This window comes from Thermus sp. H19.2, assembly GCF_054979525.1.
In genome coordinates, this window is the sequence record NZ_CM143429.1 from 369034 (window position 1) to 384700 (window position 15667).

Genomic DNA, 15667 nt, shown 5'->3' on the forward strand with positions numbered 1-15667 from the left:
AGACTTGACCGCTATACTGCATAGAGCCCCAGGAACTTGAGGGCGGAGAGGGGATGGAAGGAGAAGGCCTCCATGGCCGCCTTCTTCTCCCTGACCCCTCGGCGGTGGAAGAGGGAGACCAGAAAGGCCCGGAGGACCGCCAAGACCCGCGCCCCCACCCCCCGCACCTGGCAGGCGTCTTCACGGAAGAGAACGTCCCGCACCCAAAAGGACCGGTTCTCCACCTCCCACCGGGAAAGGAGAAGCTCCCCAAGCCGCCTCGCCTCCGCCACCTCCGGCCCCAGGCTGGTGAGGGCGTAGCTCACCGCGCGCCGCACCTCCCCCGTCCCCTTGTGCACCACCTCCCGCTCCAGCCGCACCACCTGCCGGCACGCGGGAAAGGCGCGTATCTCTTCCGGCAAGTGGGGGGAGGCCCAGACCCGGTAGGTCCACACCTCCCCGTCCCGCGCCAGATTCCACACCGCCTCGGTCTCCCCGGGAAGCCGCCTCTCCTCCATCCCCTTGAACACCTCCAGAGCCCACTCCAGCAGTTCCCCCTGGTTGGCCTTCAAAAGGAAAAGGTAGGCCCCCCTTTTTGCACCACCTTCCCCGCCACCTCCGGGTACAGGTACCCCGCGTCCCCCACCACCACCTTCCCCTTGAGCCCCTCCGCCCCAAGGCGGTCCAGGAGCTCCAAGAGGGCTTGATCCTCCCTCCCCTCCGCCTGGGCCTGGGCCAGGGTGGTCCGCAGACCCAGGGCCAGGACCTCCACCAGCCTGACCTGGGGGCTTTTCCCCTTGCCGCTTCCCCGAAGGTGCTTCCCGTCCACCACCAGGACCTCCCCCAGCTCCACTTCGGGAAAGACCTTGAGCAGGGCTTCCTGGAGCTTATGGGGGTCCAGGCGGTGCAGGAGAAGGGTGAGGATGGTGTGGCCCGGGGGCTTGCGCAGGCCGAGGTGGGGCAAGAGGTGAGGGTTGGCGCGGGCGAAGCGTTCCACGCCCCTCAGGGAGTCCACGCGGGAAAGGAAGGCCACCAGGATGAGGGCCAGGAGGCCCCACAGGGGGTACCGCCGGTTGCGGGCCCGGGGGTCGGGGATCTGGGACAGGGCTTCGCGTAGGGTCATGCCTCTTCTTTACCCCAGGGGCCGTATATAGGTCAAGTCTGGTAAAGGAGGGCCCGCCCCCTTTCCACGCGGACCTTCAGGGGCCCCAGGGCCTGGTTTTCCAGGGTGCGGGTGGTGGCCCGGAGGAAAGTGGGAGGGAGGTCCCAGCGGGCCCCTTCCACCCCTAGGGTGGCCTCGGGGAAGGGGAGGAGGCTGAAGGGGCTTCCCGGCCTCACGGGGAGCCCGTGGGTCCCGGGCAGAAGGGGGAAGGCCCAGGTGAGGCCGTCGGTGAGCGCCACCCGGCTTCCCCTCTCCGCCAGGAGAAAGGCCAGCTCCAGGTGGGCCAGGGTGTGGTCCAGCCGCCCGCCAAGGGCCCCAAGACCAAGCACCTCCTCCGCCCCAAGCTCCAGGGCCTTGCGGAAGAGGGCCTCCCCGTCGGTGAGGTCCTTGTCCCGGGGCAGGACCTCCTTGGGCACGGGAAGGGCTTCCTGGAGCCAGGGAGGGCTCGAGTCCATGTCCCCCAGCCAAAGCTCCAAGGGAAGCCCCAGGGCCAGGGCGTGCCGGGCCCCCGAGTCCGCCGCCCAGAGGCGAAAACCTTCCAGCCTTTCCCTTAGCCCCTCCGTCGCCAAGAGGGGGCCTCCGAGGAGGAGAGCGAGCTTCATCCCTCCAAGGCTACCGCCTGGGCGAGGTCCAGGTGAAGGCCTGTCCCTTCCCCCTCCCTTGGGCCCTCGGGGGCCTCGAGGTAGAGCCTAACCCCCTTCGTACCCCTTTGGCGTGAACCCTTCGCCGAAGCCAGGGCGTGGAGGTCTTGCGGGTCACCGGAGCCAGCATGGGGTGGTATCACCCGCACCCAAAGCCCCACCCGGGGACCAAAGAAGAGGCGCTCCTCCACCACCCCTGGCCAAGGCCCCCCCAGGGCGAGGGCCCTTGGGGGAAGGAGGTGGGCCTTGGGAGGAAGCCCGAGGGCCTGGCTCTCCTCGGGGGAGAGGAGGTTCTTGTGCCCCAGGAAGCGGGCGGCCCAAAGGTCCTTGGGGCGGGCGTAGACCTCCTCGGGCCGGCCCACCTGGACGAGCCTCCCCTCGCGCAGAAGGGCCACCCGGTGGGCGAGGAGGAAGGCCTCCCCCTGGTCGTGGGTCACCAGGAGGGTGGTGACCCCTTCCTCCTTCAGGGTCTTGCGGAGGAAGAACAGGAGTTCCTCCCGAAGCCTTAGGTCCAAGGCCCCCAAGGGCTCGTCTAGGAGGAGGAGCCTGGGCCTAGGGGCCAGGGCCCGGGCCAGGGCCACCCTTTGTTGCTCCCCTCCCGAAAGCTCCTTGGGGCGCTTCCCGGCGTGGGGGGTGAGTTCCATCCTTTCCAAAAGCTCTGCCACCCGGGCTTCCCGCGCTCCCTTGGGCCAGCGGGCCTCCACCAGGCCGAAGGCGATGTTTTCCGCCACCGTGAGGTGGGGAAAGAGGGCGTAGTCCTGGAAGAGGAAGCCCACCCTCCGCCTTTCCGGGGGAAGGGGGGTGAGGTCCTCCCCGCCAAAGCGCACGAAGCCCCCATCGGGCCTAAGAAGCCCGGCGATGAGCTTGAGGAGGGTGCTCTTCCCGCTTCCCGAAGGCCCGAGAAGGGCCAGGGTCTCCCCCTCGGCCACGGAAAGCCTCACGGATAGGCGGAACCCGGGGAAGGCCTTTTCCAAGGAAAACTCCAGCACCCTCCCATTAAATCAGGAGGGCCCGGGGGGCTTCCCCGGGCCTCCCCTTGGCCGGCCTTACTTCAGGCCGAGCTTCTTCCGCTCCTCCAGCACCTGCTGAGGGGTGAGCTTCTTGTCCCGGAGGGCCTTCACCTCGGCCGCGGTGAAGGGCTTGAAGCCCTGCACCTTCTTGTCGTCGCCCCAGGCGGTGGCGATGTGGGTGAGGAGGGCGGCGATCTCCTCGTCCTTGAGGCCATTGAAGGCGGGCATGGCCCCGTTGTATTTCATGCCCTTCACCTCGATCTGCCCCTGCAGGCCCCAAAGGAGGACCTTGATGAGGTACTCCCGCCCCCCCTGCTTGGAGAGGATCTCCGCCACGTGGCCCGCCAGGGGCGGGAAGGCCCCGGGGATGCCCTGCCCGTTCGCCTGGTGGCACCCCGCGCACTGGGCGTAGAGCTTGGCGCCGTCCGCCTGGGCCAGGGCCAGGCCGCCGAGAAGGAGGAAAGCCATAAGGGTCCGCTTCATCTTTACCCTCCGGGGTATAGGGTAGTTTGTCCCTGGTGTCCCGTCAAGGGGTGTACCTTTAGCCTAGCTTAAGGCGCTTACCCCTTGGGGTATCAACAGGAAGGTGTCGGGATAAGGGAAAGGGGGCTTGTGAATAAGTACACAGAAGTTTGCACCCCAGGCCCTTGATTTTTCCCTGACCTGCGGGTATGGTACAAATGTCCTTGGGTGTACCCAGGCGGTGTGGAGTATGTACGTATACCGGGTACTTTGGGCGCTCCTCCTCACGGGCTTGGCCCTGGCGGCCCCGGACTTCGGCCGCTGGTACCCCTTGCCCCAGGCCCAGGCCCTGGCCCAGGCCCACGGGCGGGTGGTCATGGTCTACTTCCACAGCCCCCACTGCCCCTACTGCGACCAGATGAACACCTTCGTCCTCTCCGACCCCGCCGTAAGCCGCCTTTTGGAGGAGCGGTTCGTGGTGGCCTCCGTGGGCACCGAAACCCCGGAAGGGCAGGAGCTTGCCCGGCGCTTCCGGGTGCCCGGAACCCCTACCTTTGTCTTCCTCGTTCCCCGCAAGGGGGCGTGGGAAGAAGTGGGCCGGCTTTTTGGCAGCCGGCCCCGGGCGCAGTTCCTGGAGGAGTTGCGCCAGATGTGTGCCAAAGGAGGTGCGTGTGAATAGGCGAGCGTTTTTGAAGGCAACCGGCATGACCCTGGGGGCCGTGGTCCTCTCGGGGCTTCCCGTAAGGGCCCAAGGCCTCGAGGGCGAGGACCTGGCCAAGCTGGAAAAGGCCCTGCAGGAGACCCTGGGCAAGGGCTTCAAGGACCTCACCCCCTCCGACCTGGTGAAGCTCACCATGCCCGCCATCGCCGAAAGCGGGGCCAACGTGCCCGCCGAGGTGGAGGTGAACCTGCCTTCGGCCCAGGTGAAGGCCGTCCACCTCTTCGCCGACAAGAACCCCACTCCCCTCCTGGCGAGCTTCATGCCCATGAAGGCCCTGCCCTACTACGCCACCCGGGTGCGCCTGGCGGAGACCACGGCCATTCGGGCGGTGGTGGAGACGGCGGAGGGGAAGCTCCTTCTGGCCTCGGCCAGCACCCGGGTCACGGTGGGCGGGTGCGGTTAAGGAGGTGAGTCATGGCGATTCGCGTGATCGTACGCACGACCCCGGCCAAGCCCAAGGCGGGCGAGGAGTTTAAGCTCCAGGCGGTGGCCCAGCACCCCAACGAGCCCGGCACCCGCCGGGACGCCGAGGGGAAGCTCATCCCCGCCAAGTACATCAACCTGGTGGAGGTCTACTTTGAGGGGGAGAAGGTGGCGGAGGCCCGTCCCGGGCCCTCCACCAGCGCCAACCCTCTCTACGGCTTCAAGTTCAAGGCGGAGAAGCCCGGGACCTTCACCGTCAAGCTCAAGGACACCGACGGGGACACCGGCGAGGGCACGGCCAAGCTGGAGCTGGCCTAGGGCGGGCGCCCGGGTTTTCCCGGGCGCCCTTATGGAGGTGGCGTATGCGGAGAACGGTATGGGTGGCGCTTCTCCTCCTGGCTGTGGCCCTAGCCCAGGGGGATGTGGACCCCAGGGAGGAGGCCAAGCGCCAGAAGGAGCTTTTGCTGCAGACCGCGGGCATCCTCCCCACGGAGCTGGTGGTGGCGCAAGGGGAGGAGCTTTTTAACCGCAAGGGGCCTTCGGGCAAGACCATGGCCGAGTGCGACTTCGGCCTGGGCAAAGGGGTCCTGGAAGGGGCGGCGGCGAGGCTTCCCCGCTACTTCCTGGACACGAACCGGGTGGAGGACCTGGACAGCCGCATCCTCACCTGCATGACCCGGGTCCAGGGCTTCAAACCCGAGCAAATCAAGCGCTCCGAGGTGGTGGCCATCGCCTTTTACATCGCCAGCAAGTCCACGGGGCATAAGATCCAGGTGCGCCTCCTCTTCCCGGAGGAGCGGGAGCTTTACGCCCTAGGGGAGAAGCTCTTCTGGGCTCGCTCGGGGGCCCGGGACGTGGGGTGCGCCACCTGCCACGTGACCTACGTGGGCCGGCGCGCCGGGGTCCTGCCCTATGCCGACGTCCTGGGCAAGGACAAGTCCTGGACGCACTGGCCCGCTTACCGCTACTCCAACGATCAGATTTGGACCATGCAGGACCGCATCCGGGCCTGCTACGGCAACATCGCCCACCCCCAGCCTGCCCTTTACTCCCAGCCCATCCTGGCCCTGGAGCTCTTCCTGGCCTACCGCGCGAACGGGGCCGTGGTGGAGGAGTGGCCCGCCTTCGTGCGGTGAGGAGGAAGCATGCGGAAGGTTCTCGTAGCCCTTTTCGCCCTGGGTCTGGCCTTCGTCCTGGCCCAGCGCTACTTCGCCGAGGAGGAGCTTAGGGGGGTTGCCGCCGGGGGGAAGGCCTACGCCGAGGTCTTCGCCAACCAAAGGCCCGACCAGGCCCTGTGCTCCCTCCACCGAAACCGTCTCCCCGCCGACCTCCTCCCCAAGTTCCTGGAAGAGCAACGCGCCCTGATCAAGTACCCCGCTTCCGGGAAGCTCATGGGGGACTGGAGGAAGGGCGGCGCCATCTTCAACAACCTGCAGAAGGCCAACTGCTTCTCTTGCCACTACGGCTCCCCGGTCCACCTGGGGGGAGACGTGGGGCCGAGCCTGGAGAAGTACGGCCTAAAGCGGGGCCAGTCGGAGGCGGTGCAGCGCTACACCTACGAGGTGATCTACAACGCCTGGGCCTACTTCCCCTGCACGGTCATGTACCGCTTCGGGGCCCAGGGCCTTCTCACCCCGGAGGAGATCGCCGACGTGGTGGCCTACCTCCTGGATCCCGAAAGCGACTTCAACACCAAGCCGGCGGTGGGGTCCAGATGAACCGCAGGGAGTTCCTTCAGCTTCTTTCCGCCCTGGCCGTCCTGGGGCCTAGGGGAGCGGCGAAGGCCCTGGAAAACCCCCAATCCCTCTACGACCTCCCCCCTTACGGGGACGCCACCCTCCTCTACTTCTCCGACCTCCACGGCCAGGCCTTTCCCCACTACTTCATGGAGCCCCCGAACCTCATCGCCCCCAAGCCCCTCATGGGCCGCCCCGGTTACCTCACGGGGGAGGCCGTCCTCCGCTACTACGGCGTGGAGCGGGGCACGCCCCTCGCCTACCTCCTCTCCTACCTAGACTTCGTGGAGCTCGCCCGCGCCCTTGGGCCCATAGGGGGGATGAGCGCCCTCACCGCCCTCATCCGACACCAGAAGGCCCTTGTGGAGGGGGAAGGAGGGCGGGCCCTGGTCCTGGACGGCGGGGACACCTGGACCAACTCCGGGCTTTCCCTCCTCACCCAAGGGGAGGCCATCGTGGCGTGGCAGAACCTCGTGGGCGTGGACCACATGGTCTCCCACTGGGAGTGGACCCTGGGGCGGGAGCGGGTGGAGGAACTCCTTAGGGTTTTCCGGGGAGAGTTCCTCTCCTACAACATCGTGGACGAGCTTTTCGGGGACCCTCTCTTCCCCGCCTACCGCATCCACCAGGTGGGGCCTTACGCCCTGGCGGTGGTGGGGGCGAGCTACCCTTACGTCAAGGTCTCCCACCCCGAGGCCTTCACGGAGGGGCTTTCCTTCGCCCTGGACGAGAAGAGGCTCCAGGAAGCGGTGGACAAGGCCCGCGCCGAAGGGGCGAACGCCGTGGTCCTCCTCTCCCACAACGGGATGCAGCTGGACGCCGCCTTGGCGGAGCGGGTCCGGGGGATTGACCTCATCCTCTCCGGCCACACCCACGACCTCACCCCCAGGCCCTGGCGGGTGGGGCGGACCTGGATCGTGGCGGGAAGCGCCGCCGGGAAGGCCCTGATGCGGGTGGACCTGAAGCTCTGGCGGGGGGGGATCGCGAACCTTCGGGCGCGGGTGCTCCCCGTTCTTGCGGAGCACCTGCCCAAGGCCGAGGACGTGGAGGTCTTCCTCGAGGCCCAGCTCGCCCCGCACCGGGACCACCTCTTCACCCCCCTGGCGGTCTCCGAGACCCTCCTCTACAAGCGGGACACCCTCTACTCCACCTGGGACCAGCTGGTGGGGGAGGCGGTGAAGGCCCTCTACCCCGAGGTGGAGGTGGTCTTCAGCCCGGCGGTGCGCTGGGGGACCACCGTCCTGCCCGGGCAGGCCATCACCCGGGACCACCTCTACGCCTTTACCGGCTTCACCTACCCCGAGCTCCACCTCTTTTACCTGCGGGGGGAGCAGATCAAGGGCCTTCTGGAGGACATCGCCAGCAACGTCTTCACCCCTGACCCCTTCTACCAGCAGGGCGGGGACGTGAGCCGGGTCTATGGCCTCCGCTACGCCCTGGACCCCGACGCCCCCACCGGGGAGAGGGTCCGGGAGGTGGAGGCGAACGGCAAGCCCCTGGACCCGAACCGCCGCTACCTGGCGGCCGCCTACGGGGGGAGGCTCCAGCGGGTGGGGGAGGCGAAGCCCGGCCACGAGCCCAGGCCCATCTACGAGGTCTTGGCGGACTACCTGAAGTCCGTGGGCCGGGTGCGCGTCCCGCCCGAGCCTAACGTCAAGGTTTTGGGGCGCAACTACCGCGTGCCGGAGGTGTGGGAATGAGAAAAGCGGTTTTGGCCGTGAGTCTTCTGCTCTTAGGCCTGGGGCTTTCCCAGGGGCCTTTCCGGGCCCGCCTCGAGGCCGCCATCCAAGGCGGAGGCCCCGAGTTCGCCAAGGTGATGCTTTCCCAGGACAAGGGGCAGGCCCTTTGTTCCCAGTACCGGGACCGGTTGCCACCGGACCTCGTACCCCAGTTCCTGGCGGAGCAGAAGGCCCTGATCCGCTACCCGCAGGGCGGAAAGCTCATGGGGGACTGGAAAAACGGGGAGAAGGTCTTCACCGACCCCAAGCGGGGCAACTGCTACGCCTGCCACGCCGGGGTGCCGGGAGAGGTGGCCCACGGCACCATGGGGCCAAGCCTCACGGGATACGGCCAGCGGGGGCAGTCGGAGGCGGTGGTGCGCTACACCTACGAGAAGATCTACAACGCCTGGGCCTTCGTGCCCTGCTCCCTCATGTACCGGGGCGGGGTCCACGGCCTCTTCACCCCCGAGGAGACCGCCGACCTGGTGGCCTTCCTTCTTGACCCCGAGTCCCCCATCAACCGGAGGTGAGCCGTGAGGAAGCGTCTACTCGCGTTGGGCAGCCTGGCCTTGGCCGCCTTGGGCCTCTTCGCCTACACCCAAGCGCCTAAGCCCCTGGACCCCTTTGAGGAGGCCATGCGCCAGCGGCAGATGTACCTGGAAACCTTTGGCGTCCTCCCCGGAGACCTCTTCGTCGAGGAGGGGAAGGAGCTCTTCCACCGGAAGGGTCCCTCGGGCAAGACCCTCGAGGCCTGCGACTTCGGCAAGGGCCCAGGGGTCCTGGAAGGGGTCTACGCCCTCCTCCCCAAGTACTTCCCCGACACGGGAAGGGTGGAGGACCTGGAGACCAGGGTCTATACCTGCATGCAGCGGGTGCAGGGCTTTAAGCCCCAGGAGATCAAGCGGGACGAGGTGCGGGCCATCACCACCTACATCGCTTCCTTCTCCTCCAAGGCCAAGATCCAGGTGGTGCCCAAGCACCCCCAGGAGCTCGCCATGTACAACCTGGGCCGGGAGCTCTGGTACACCCGCGCCGGTCCCCGGGACATGAGCTGCGCCGTCTGCCACGACCAGTACGCCGGCCAGCGGGTGCGGCTTTCCCCGGTGCGGAGCCCCAAGCAGGGCCTGGGCAACGAGTGGCCCGCCTACCGCTTTGAGGAGGACCGCCTCTACACCTTTGAGGACCGCATAGACTTCTGCTACGAGTCCATCGGCATTCCCAAGCCCGAGTTCTACTCGGACGTTCACATCGCCCTCGCCACCTACATCCTGGCCGAGGCCACCAAGGCCGGGCACTCCTTTGAGGAGCTGCCCTTCTTCACGAGGTAAGGATGCGCCGCCGGGACCTCCTCGCCTTTCTGCCTCTCCTCGCCTTGGGGAAGGCCCAAGGGGAAGGGGAATGGACCCAGGCCTTCGGCCGGTTCCTCAAGCGGGTGCCCCCGGCGAGCTACCTGGTCTACCCCACCGAGGCCCGGGACCTCCTCCTCTTTGAGCCCTTCCTCCTGGACGTGCGCACCCTGGAGGAGCGGAAGAAGGGGTACATCCCGGGCTCGGTGCACATCTACGCCGGGGAGGTCCCGGACCGCCTGGCGGAACTTCCCCAGGACAAGGGGGCGCTCATCCTTGTCTACTGCAACTCGGGGAGCGTTTCGGCGGTGGTGGCGGCGTTCTTGCAGGCCATGGGCTACAATAATGCGAAGAACATAGCTCACGGCTTCAAAGGCTGGCTGGACGCCGGCCTTCCTGTGGAGGGAGGATCATGAGGAAACTGGTTGCTCTTTTGACGCTGGCCTTAGGTTTGGCCTCCGCCCAGTCCTTGGTGGTGGAGGTCCAGGGTTCCTTGGAGGAGGTGGAGGCCAAGACCCTTCAGGCCCTCAAGGCCTCGGGCCTCGAGCCCGACCGGGTCCTGAACCTTGGCGAGCAGGTGCGCCAGGTGACGGGCCCGGGCTTCCCCGACTACCGCCTCATCGTGCTCAAGCCGGAGAAGGGAAGCGTGGAGGCAGTGAGCAAAAACCCCATGGCCGCCATCGTCCTGCCCCCCACGGTCTTCGTCACCGGGGAGGGGAGGCGGTACACGGTGGGCACCTTTGACGGCAGGCTCCTCTTCTCCATGCTTGGGGTCTACGGCGGGGAGGTGGAGCGCCTTACCTGGCGCCTCGAGGCCGCCTTGGGCCGCCTCGGCCCCGTGAAGCGGGTGGCCCCCGCCGTGATGCCCGACCCTCAAAGCGGCATGATGCCCGCCCTCCTCTACCGCGTGCCCTCGGCCAAGGTGGAGGACGTGGTGCTCCTGGTGGAGTCCGAGCTCACCGCCAACGGGCTCAACCTCCTCCCCAACGTCAAGGTGGGCCCGGTGACGGTGATCATGCCCTGCAAGAGCGAGTGGGCCCGCATCATGTTCCTCACCCAGCCCGCCGGGGGCTTCGCCGCCCCCTGCCGCTTCTTCGCCATGCAGATGGGGAAGGACGTGCTGGTGGGGGCCATCGAGCCCATGCTCATGACCATCATGCCCGGCGTCATGGGTAGCCCGGCGGTGTCCATGCTGCAGGAGGCGAAAGGGGTCATGACGGAGATCCTGGAGGCCACGGGCGGCACCCCCTACCGCCCTGGGCAATGAGGAGGAAGTATGGCGAAGGTGAAGCGTAGGGATCTTTTGAAGGCAGGAGCGGCCATGGCGGTGGCCGGGGCCCTGGGTGGCCAGGGCCTGGCCCAGGAGTTCTACGCGAGCCCCCCCACCCTCCTCCCCCGTACCCGGGCCCCCCGGGTGGTGGTCATCGGGGGCGGCTGGGGCGGGACCACGGTGGCCCGCAAGGTGAAGCAGCAGGCCCCCGAGGTGGAAGTGGTCCTGGTGGAGCAGAAGCCCATCTTCATGTCCTGCCCCATGTCCAACCTCTTCCTGGCGGGGGTGAAGCCTTTGGAGTGGCTCGTTTTTGACTACACCAACGTGGTCAAGGACGGGGTCATCTTCGTCCAGGAAAAGGTCCTGGACATCCAGCGGGACCGCCGCCTGGTGCGCACCACGGGGGGCTACCTGGCCTACGACCTCTTGGTCCTGGCCCCGGGCATCGACTACATGTACGAGGCCATCCCCGGCTACGCCGAGGTGAAGCACCTCCTGCCCGTGGGCTTCAAGCCCTTTGAGCACATCGCCCTCCGCCGCATGCTGGACCGGTTTGACGAGACCGGGGGCGATCTGGTCCTGTACATCCCCAACCCCCCCTACCGCTGCCCCCCTGGGCCCTACGAGCGGGCGGCCATGCTGGCCTGGCGGCTCAAGACCAAGGGGGTGAAGGGGAAGGTCATCGTTCTGGACGCTAACCCCCAGCCCGTTTCCAAGGCCCCCGGGTTCCTCGCCGCCTACAACGAGCTCTACAAGGACTACCTGGAATACCACCCCAACACCCGCATCACCGGCCTGGACTACGGGAAGAAGCTGGTCTTGACCGAGCTTGGGGAGGTGCCCTTCGCCCTGGCGGACATCATCCCCCCCATGAAGGCGGGGGAGCTGGTGCGCACCGCGGGCCTCGGAGAGCGCTGGGCCAACGTGCGCGTGCCCTACTTCCTCTCGGAGAAGGACGACCGCGTCTACCTGGTGGGGGACATCACCGGGAACACCCCCTACCCCAAAAGCGGCATGGTGGCCTACGTCTCCGGCACCATCGTGGCCCGGCAGATCGTGCAGCGCCTGAAGGGCAAGCCCCTCTCGGAGATCCCTCCCGAGCTTCCCAACAACATCTGCTACTCCTTCGTGGACTCCGAGGAGGCCATCTGGGTTTCCGCCAACTACTCCTGGGACGAAGCCGCCAAGCAGATCAAGGCCCAAAGCGCCGTGGACAACCAGCGCTCCCAGGCCAACGGCATCGCCGCCATCGGCTGGGCCACGGGGCTTTGGAACGACATGTTCGGCCCGGCCTGAGGACCTGGCTCCCCGTCCCTTTAGGGGCGGGGTTTTTCCTTGCCCCATGGGCATACACTAGGAGGGTATATGGACCGAAGGAGGTTCTTTCGGCTTTTGGGCGCCGGGGGGCTCTTGGGCTTCCTCAAGGGGAGGGCCCAGGGCCTCCCCTGGACGGAGGAGACCTTCGCCCCTACCAAGACCCTGGGGGCGCCCCTTTCCGAGTACGGGGAAAGGAGCCCCTTTGAGGCCGAGGTGGTGCGCTACATCTCCCCCAACCTGCGCACCCGCCACTCGGGGGCGGACTTCGCCCCCCTGGAGAAGCTGGAGGGGGTCATCACCCCCAACGGCCTCCACTTTGAGCGCCACCACGCCGGGGTGCCCCAGGTGGACCCCAAGGCCTACCGCCTGGTGATCCACGGGATGGTGGAAAGGCCTTTGGTCTTCACCCTCGAGGACCTCAAGCGCTTTCCCTCCGTCACCCGCACCTACTTCATAGAGTGCGCCGGGAACGGGCAAAACGGCTACCGCAACCCCCCGGACCCCAACCTCACCGCCACCCGTAGCCGCGGCCTCGCCTCCAACGCCAGCTGGACCGGGGTGCCCTTGGCCCTCCTCCTCAAGGAAGCGGGGGTGAAGCCCGGGGCCAGGTGGCTCATCCCCGAGGGCATGGACGCCGCCATGTACACCCGCTCCCTCCCCCTGGAGAAGGCCATGGAGGACGTCCTGGTGGCCTACGCCCAAAACGGGGAGGCCCTAAGGCCCGAGCAGGGCTACCCCGTGCGCCTGGTGGTGCCGGGGTGGGAGGGGAGCATTCAGGTGAAGTGGCTAAGGCGCATCCTGGTCACGGACCTCCCCGCCATGAGCAAGGACGAGACCAGCGAGTACACGGACGTCATGGCCGACGGGCGGGTTTTGGCCTTCACCTGGGTCATGGACCCCGAGTCCATCATCACCTACCCCTCGGGCCTGCAGAGGATCCAGCCCGGCTTCCACGAGATCCGGGGCCTCGCCTGGAGCGGCCACGGGCGCATCGTCAAGGTGGAGGTCTCCTTGGACGAGGGCAGGACCTGGCGGGAGGCCGCCCTCGAGCCCCCCGTGGAGCGCTACGCCTTCGTGCGCTTCAAGATGCCCTGGTACTGGAAGGGGGAGGAGGTGGTCCTCTGGAGCCGGGCCTGGGACGAGAAGGGGAACACCCAGCCCACCCGGGAGGAGTTCTTCAAGAAGTGGGGGAGGAACAACCGCTACCACTACAACGCCATCCAGGCCTGGCGCATCCTGCCGGACGGCCGGGTGGTGAACGGCGACCGCCCCCTGGGAGGCCAGGCCTCTGGCCCCGCCGGGGGGTGCGGGGGGGAGGTGTTTGATGTTTAGGCGCGTGCTCTTGGTCCTGGCCTTGGCCAGTCTGGCGGTGGGGGCCCGGTACCAGCTGGGCACCCCCATCGGCGAGGACCTCGCCGCCCGGTACGACCTGAGGCCCGTGGTCCTGCCCGACGGCCGCGGCCTGCCCCCGGGGGAGGGGAGGGTAGAGGAGGGGGAACGGATCTACGCCGAGAAGTGCGCCTCCTGCCACGGGGCCCGGGGGGAGGGGTACCCCTTCAACCGCCTGGTGGCCGAGCCCTTCCCCATCACCCCCGACACCGAGCCCGTGGAGTACGCCATCGGCAACTACTGGCAGTACCCCACCACCCTCTTTGATTACATCCGCCGGGCCATGCCCTTTGGGCAAGAGGGGACCCTCACGGACGAGGAGGTTTACCACCTGGTGGCCTTCCTCCTCTACATGAACGGCATCATCGAGGCCGACACCCCCGTCAACCAGAAGACCCTGCCCACCATTAAGATGCCCGCCCGGGAGCTTCTCCACCTGGACCCCGAGACCCAGCGCCGCTTTCCCTGGCTCACCCTGCCCTAGGATGGAGGCATGAACCTTTCCCTGGCGGCGGCCTTTTTTGCAGGGGTGCTCTCCTTCCTCTCCCCTTGCGTCCTTCCCCTGGTGCCCACCTACCTCTTCTACCTGGGGGGGGAAAGGGGGCGCCCCCTTTTCAACGCCCTCTTCTTCATCCTGGGCTTTGGGGCGGTCTTTTTCCTCCTGGGCCTGCCCTTCACCTTCCTCGGGGGGCTCCTCTTTGAGCACCGGCAGACCCTGGCCCGCATCGGGGGGGTGGTCCTCGTCCTCTTCGGGCTCTACATGCTGGGCCTGAGGCCCAGGTGGGGGGTTTCCCTGCGCTACGAGGGGGAGACAGGCCGCCCCTTGGGGGCCTTCCTCCTCGGGGCCACCTTGGGCCTGGGCTGGACCCCCTGCATCGGTCCCATCCTGGGGGCCATCCTCACCCTCACCGCCGTGGGCGGGGGGGTGGGGTTTCTCCTGGCCTACATCCTGGGGCTTGCCGTTCCCTTTCTCCTGGTGGCCCTCTTCGCCGAGCGGGTGAAGGGGTGGCTAAGGCGGGCGGGGCGCCTTTCCTACTACGTGGAGCTCTTCGCCGGGGTGGTCCTGATCCTGGTGGGGGTCCTGCTCCTCACCGATACCTTCACCGCCCTCAACACCTTCTTCCTGCGCATCACGCCGGAGTGGTTGCAAAAGTACCTGTGAGGCCCCCGGAAGGGCTTTTCCCCTGTTCATGAGGTTTAGACTGGGTTAGGCATGCTCCTTCGCCTCGAGGCCCTCTCCAAACGCTTCGGACGGGACTGGGTGGTCCGGGACCTGAGCCTCTCCCTGGACCGGGGGGAGGTGGTGGCCCTCCTCGGCCCCAACGGCTCGGGCAAGACCACCCTCTTAAGGCTCATGGCGGGGCTTTTGAAGCCCACCCGGGGCCGGGTGGAGCGCCGAGGCCGGGCCCTCTTCCTCCCCAACCCCCCGGCCTTCCACCGGCGCCTCACCGCCCGGGAGCACCTCCTCTTTGACCTGGCCTTCCACGGGGCGGGGGGGGACTGGAAGGGGGCCTTGGCCCGGTTTGGCCTCCCCGCGGACCTCCCCCTTTCCGCCTTTTCCAGCGGGATGAAGAAGCGCCTGGCCCTGGCCCGCCTCACCCTCTTGCGGCCGGACCTCTGGCTTCTGGACGAGCCGGAAACCGCCCTGGACCAGGAGGGGAGGGCCCTTCTTCTGGAAACCCTCCGGGAGGCCCGGAAGGGGGCGGCGGTGGTCCTGGCCACCCACGACCGGGCCTTGGCCGAGGCGGTGGCCCACCGGGCCCTGGAGCTGGGGGGGGCGTGATACCGCCCCATGCTGGCCCCGGCAAAATCCCTGTGAGGCGGGTCTGGCTTTTGGCCCTTCGGGACCTGCGCCTCGAGGTCCGGGACCGCTCCGGCCTCCTCTCCCTTCTGGCCTTCCTCGGGGTGAACCTGTTCGTCATGGCCCTGGCCCTGGGGCCCGAAGAGGCCCTTCTGCGCCGGGCGGCCCCCGGGGTCTTGTGGGTGGCCCTGGCTTTCCTCGCCACCCTCCTCTCCACCCGGGCCTTCGCCTTGGAGGTGGAGGAGGGCACCCTGGAGGACCTGCTCCTCGCCCCTGGGGGGAAGGAGTGGATCTACTTCGGCAAGCTCCTTTTCCAGATGCTCCTCCTCCTGCCCGCAGGCCTTCTCGCCCTCCTCTTGGCCGCAGGGCTTTTCTACCTGCCCCTGGAAAAGGGGCTTCCTCTCCTCCTCACCCTGGCCCTGGGTACCCTGGGCTACGCCAGCGTGGCCACCTTCTACGCCGGGCTTCTCGCTCGGCTTAGGGGGCGGGAGGCCCTTCTGCCCCTTCTCCTCTTCTCCCTGGTGGTCCCCGTGGTCCTGGCCTCGGTGCGGGCCACGGCGGGGCTTTTGGAGGGGCTTCCTTTGGGGGAGGTGGCCTCCTGGTGGCAGCTTCTCCTGGTGTTTGACGCCGTCTACGTGACGGCCAGCGCCCTCCTCTTTCCCCTAGTGATGGACGGGTGAGGCCACAGA

19 protein-coding genes and 1 pseudogene are annotated in these 15667 nt (G+C 67.6%); 16 read left to right on the plus strand and 4 right to left on the minus strand.

What is annotated here, in order from left to right; all coding sequences use genetic code 11:
• Positions 1-11: 11 nt before the first annotated feature.
• From ACY5J6_RS02120 to cycA, 4 genes and pseudogenes are all read right to left on the minus strand, one after another.
• Positions 12-1102, minus strand: a pseudogene (locus tag ACY5J6_RS02120) (ISAs1 family transposase).
• A 32-nt stretch (positions 1103-1134) separates the two neighbouring features.
• Positions 1135-1743: a thiamine diphosphokinase gene (locus tag ACY5J6_RS02125; RefSeq protein WP_462845756.1), complete on the minus strand. Its 609-nt coding sequence runs from the start codon at positions 1741-1743 to the stop codon at positions 1135-1137.
• The gene (locus ACY5J6_RS02130) at positions 1740-2771 is read right to left on the minus strand and encodes an ABC transporter ATP-binding protein (RefSeq protein ID WP_462845757.1); all 1032 of its coding nucleotides are present in this window, start codon (positions 2769-2771) and stop codon (positions 1740-1742) included. The genes ACY5J6_RS02125 and ACY5J6_RS02130 overlap by 4 nt, the downstream gene beginning before the upstream one ends.
• 57 nt (positions 2772-2828) lie before the next feature.
• Positions 2829-3275, minus strand: a complete 447-nt coding sequence (gene cycA, locus ACY5J6_RS02135) for a cytochrome C-552 (protein WP_462845758.1) — start codon at positions 3273-3275, stop codon at positions 2829-2831.
• Positions 3276-3504: 229 nt separating this feature from the next.
• Between cycA and ACY5J6_RS02140 the strand changes: the two genes are divergently transcribed.
• The 16 genes from ACY5J6_RS02140 to ACY5J6_RS02215 all read left to right on the plus strand — a co-directional run bounded on the left by ACY5J6_RS02140 (position 3505) and on the right by ACY5J6_RS02215 (position 15658).
• Positions 3505-3933 carry a SoxW family protein gene (locus ACY5J6_RS02140; protein ID WP_462845759.1) on the plus strand — a complete coding sequence of 143 codons (429 nt, stop codon included), beginning with the start codon at positions 3505-3507 and terminating at the stop codon, positions 3931-3933.
• Entirely contained in the window at positions 3926-4378 is a 453-nt protein-coding gene (soxY, locus tag ACY5J6_RS02145) for a thiosulfate oxidation carrier protein SoxY (RefSeq protein ID WP_462845760.1), read from the plus strand. The genes ACY5J6_RS02140 and soxY overlap by 8 nt, the downstream gene beginning before the upstream one ends.
• Before the next feature lie 11 nt (positions 4379-4389).
• A complete protein-coding gene (gene soxZ, locus ACY5J6_RS02150; RefSeq protein WP_462845761.1) occupies positions 4390-4716 on the plus strand; it encodes a thiosulfate oxidation carrier complex protein SoxZ in 327 nt (108 codons plus the stop codon).
• 44 nt (positions 4717-4760) lie between these two features.
• On the plus strand, positions 4761-5534 hold the full coding sequence (gene soxA / locus ACY5J6_RS02155; RefSeq protein WP_462845762.1) for a sulfur oxidation c-type cytochrome SoxA: 774 nt from the start codon (positions 4761-4763) through the stop codon (positions 5532-5534).
• A gap of 9 nt (positions 5535-5543) precedes the next feature.
• Positions 5544-6116, plus strand: coding sequence for a sulfur oxidation c-type cytochrome SoxX (gene soxX, locus ACY5J6_RS02160; protein WP_462845763.1), 573 nt, complete (start codon positions 5544-5546; stop codon positions 6114-6116).
• Positions 6113-7834, plus strand: a complete 1722-nt coding sequence (gene soxB, locus ACY5J6_RS02165; RefSeq protein WP_462845764.1) for a thiosulfohydrolase SoxB — start codon at positions 6113-6115, stop codon at positions 7832-7834. Before soxX (ACY5J6_RS02160) ends, soxB begins: the two co-directional genes overlap by 4 nt.
• Positions 7831-8385: a sulfur oxidation c-type cytochrome SoxX gene (gene soxX, locus ACY5J6_RS02170; protein WP_462845765.1), complete on the plus strand. Its 555-nt coding sequence runs from the start codon at positions 7831-7833 to the stop codon at positions 8383-8385. Before soxB ends, soxX (ACY5J6_RS02170) begins: the two co-directional genes overlap by 4 nt.
• Before the next feature lie 3 nt (positions 8386-8388).
• On the plus strand, positions 8389-9183 hold the full coding sequence (soxA, locus tag ACY5J6_RS02175; RefSeq protein WP_462845766.1) for a sulfur oxidation c-type cytochrome SoxA: 795 nt from the start codon (positions 8389-8391) through the stop codon (positions 9181-9183).
• A 2-nt stretch (positions 9184-9185) separates the two neighbouring features.
• The gene (locus ACY5J6_RS02180; protein WP_462845767.1) at positions 9186-9617 is read left to right on the plus strand and encodes a rhodanese-like domain-containing protein; all 432 of its coding nucleotides are present in this window, start codon (positions 9186-9188) and stop codon (positions 9615-9617) included.
• Positions 9614-10468, plus strand: coding sequence for a translation initiation factor 2 (locus ACY5J6_RS02185; protein WP_462845768.1), 855 nt, complete (start codon positions 9614-9616; stop codon positions 10466-10468). The genes ACY5J6_RS02180 and ACY5J6_RS02185 overlap by 4 nt, the downstream gene beginning before the upstream one ends.
• A 9-nt stretch (positions 10469-10477) precedes the next feature.
• Positions 10478-11767: an FAD-dependent oxidoreductase gene (locus ACY5J6_RS02190; protein WP_462845769.1), complete on the plus strand. Its 1290-nt coding sequence runs from the start codon at positions 10478-10480 to the stop codon at positions 11765-11767.
• A 69-nt stretch (positions 11768-11836) separates the two neighbouring features.
• Positions 11837-13120, plus strand: coding sequence for a sulfite dehydrogenase (gene soxC / locus ACY5J6_RS02195; protein ID WP_462845770.1), 1284 nt, complete (start codon positions 11837-11839; stop codon positions 13118-13120).
• Complete coding sequence (locus ACY5J6_RS02200) at positions 13113-13661, plus strand: c-type cytochrome (protein ID WP_462845771.1); 549 nt, start codon at positions 13113-13115, stop codon at positions 13659-13661. Before soxC ends, ACY5J6_RS02200 begins: the two co-directional genes overlap by 8 nt.
• 9 nt (positions 13662-13670) lie before the next feature.
• Positions 13671-14339 carry a cytochrome c biogenesis protein CcdA gene (gene ccdA / locus ACY5J6_RS02205; RefSeq protein WP_462845772.1) on the plus strand — a complete coding sequence of 223 codons (669 nt, stop codon included), beginning with the start codon at positions 13671-13673 and terminating at the stop codon, positions 14337-14339.
• Positions 14340-14390: 51 nt separating this feature from the next.
• Positions 14391-14960 (plus strand): ABC transporter ATP-binding protein, encoded by a 570-nt coding sequence (locus tag ACY5J6_RS02210; protein WP_462845773.1) that lies wholly within the window; start codon positions 14391-14393, stop codon positions 14958-14960.
• A 32-nt stretch (positions 14961-14992) separates the two neighbouring features.
• On the plus strand, positions 14993-15658 hold the full coding sequence (locus ACY5J6_RS02215; RefSeq protein WP_462845774.1) for a heme exporter protein CcmB: 666 nt from the start codon (positions 14993-14995) through the stop codon (positions 15656-15658).
• Positions 15659-15667 lie beyond the last annotated feature (9 nt).

Bases quoted from the DNA above. Each gene is read 5' to 3' on its own strand.
- ACY5J6_RS02125 (WP_462845756.1), bottom strand. From the start codon at position 1,743: ATGAAGCTCGCTCTCCTCCTCGGAGGCCCCCTCTTGGCGACGGAGGGG.
- cycA (WP_462845758.1), bottom strand. From the start codon at position 3,275: ATGAAGCGGACCCTTATGGCTTTCCTCCTTCTCGGCGGCCTGGCCCTG.
- ACY5J6_RS02140 (WP_462845759.1), top strand. From the start codon at position 3,505: ATGTACGTATACCGGGTACTTTGGGCGCTCCTCCTCACGGGCTTGGCC.
- soxZ (WP_462845761.1), top strand. From the start codon at position 4,390: ATGGCGATTCGCGTGATCGTACGCACGACCCCGGCCAAGCCCAAGGCG.
- soxA (WP_462845762.1), top strand. From the start codon at position 4,761: ATGCGGAGAACGGTATGGGTGGCGCTTCTCCTCCTGGCTGTGGCCCTA.
- soxX (WP_462845763.1), top strand. From the start codon at position 5,544: ATGCGGAAGGTTCTCGTAGCCCTTTTCGCCCTGGGTCTGGCCTTCGTC.
- soxB (WP_462845764.1), top strand. From the start codon at position 6,113: ATGAACCGCAGGGAGTTCCTTCAGCTTCTTTCCGCCCTGGCCGTCCTG.
- soxX (WP_462845765.1), top strand. From the start codon at position 7,831: ATGAGAAAAGCGGTTTTGGCCGTGAGTCTTCTGCTCTTAGGCCTGGGG.
- ACY5J6_RS02180 (WP_462845767.1), top strand. From the start codon at position 9,186: ATGCGCCGCCGGGACCTCCTCGCCTTTCTGCCTCTCCTCGCCTTGGGG.
- ACY5J6_RS02185 (WP_462845768.1), top strand. From the start codon at position 9,614: ATGAGGAAACTGGTTGCTCTTTTGACGCTGGCCTTAGGTTTGGCCTCC.
- ACY5J6_RS02190 (WP_462845769.1), top strand. From the start codon at position 10,478: ATGGCGAAGGTGAAGCGTAGGGATCTTTTGAAGGCAGGAGCGGCCATG.
- soxC (WP_462845770.1), top strand. From the start codon at position 11,837: ATGGACCGAAGGAGGTTCTTTCGGCTTTTGGGCGCCGGGGGGCTCTTG.
- ACY5J6_RS02200 (WP_462845771.1), top strand. From the start codon at position 13,113: ATGTTTAGGCGCGTGCTCTTGGTCCTGGCCTTGGCCAGTCTGGCGGTG.
- ccdA (WP_462845772.1), top strand. From the start codon at position 13,671: ATGAACCTTTCCCTGGCGGCGGCCTTTTTTGCAGGGGTGCTCTCCTTC.
- ACY5J6_RS02210 (WP_462845773.1), top strand. From the start codon at position 14,391: ATGCTCCTTCGCCTCGAGGCCCTCTCCAAACGCTTCGGACGGGACTGG.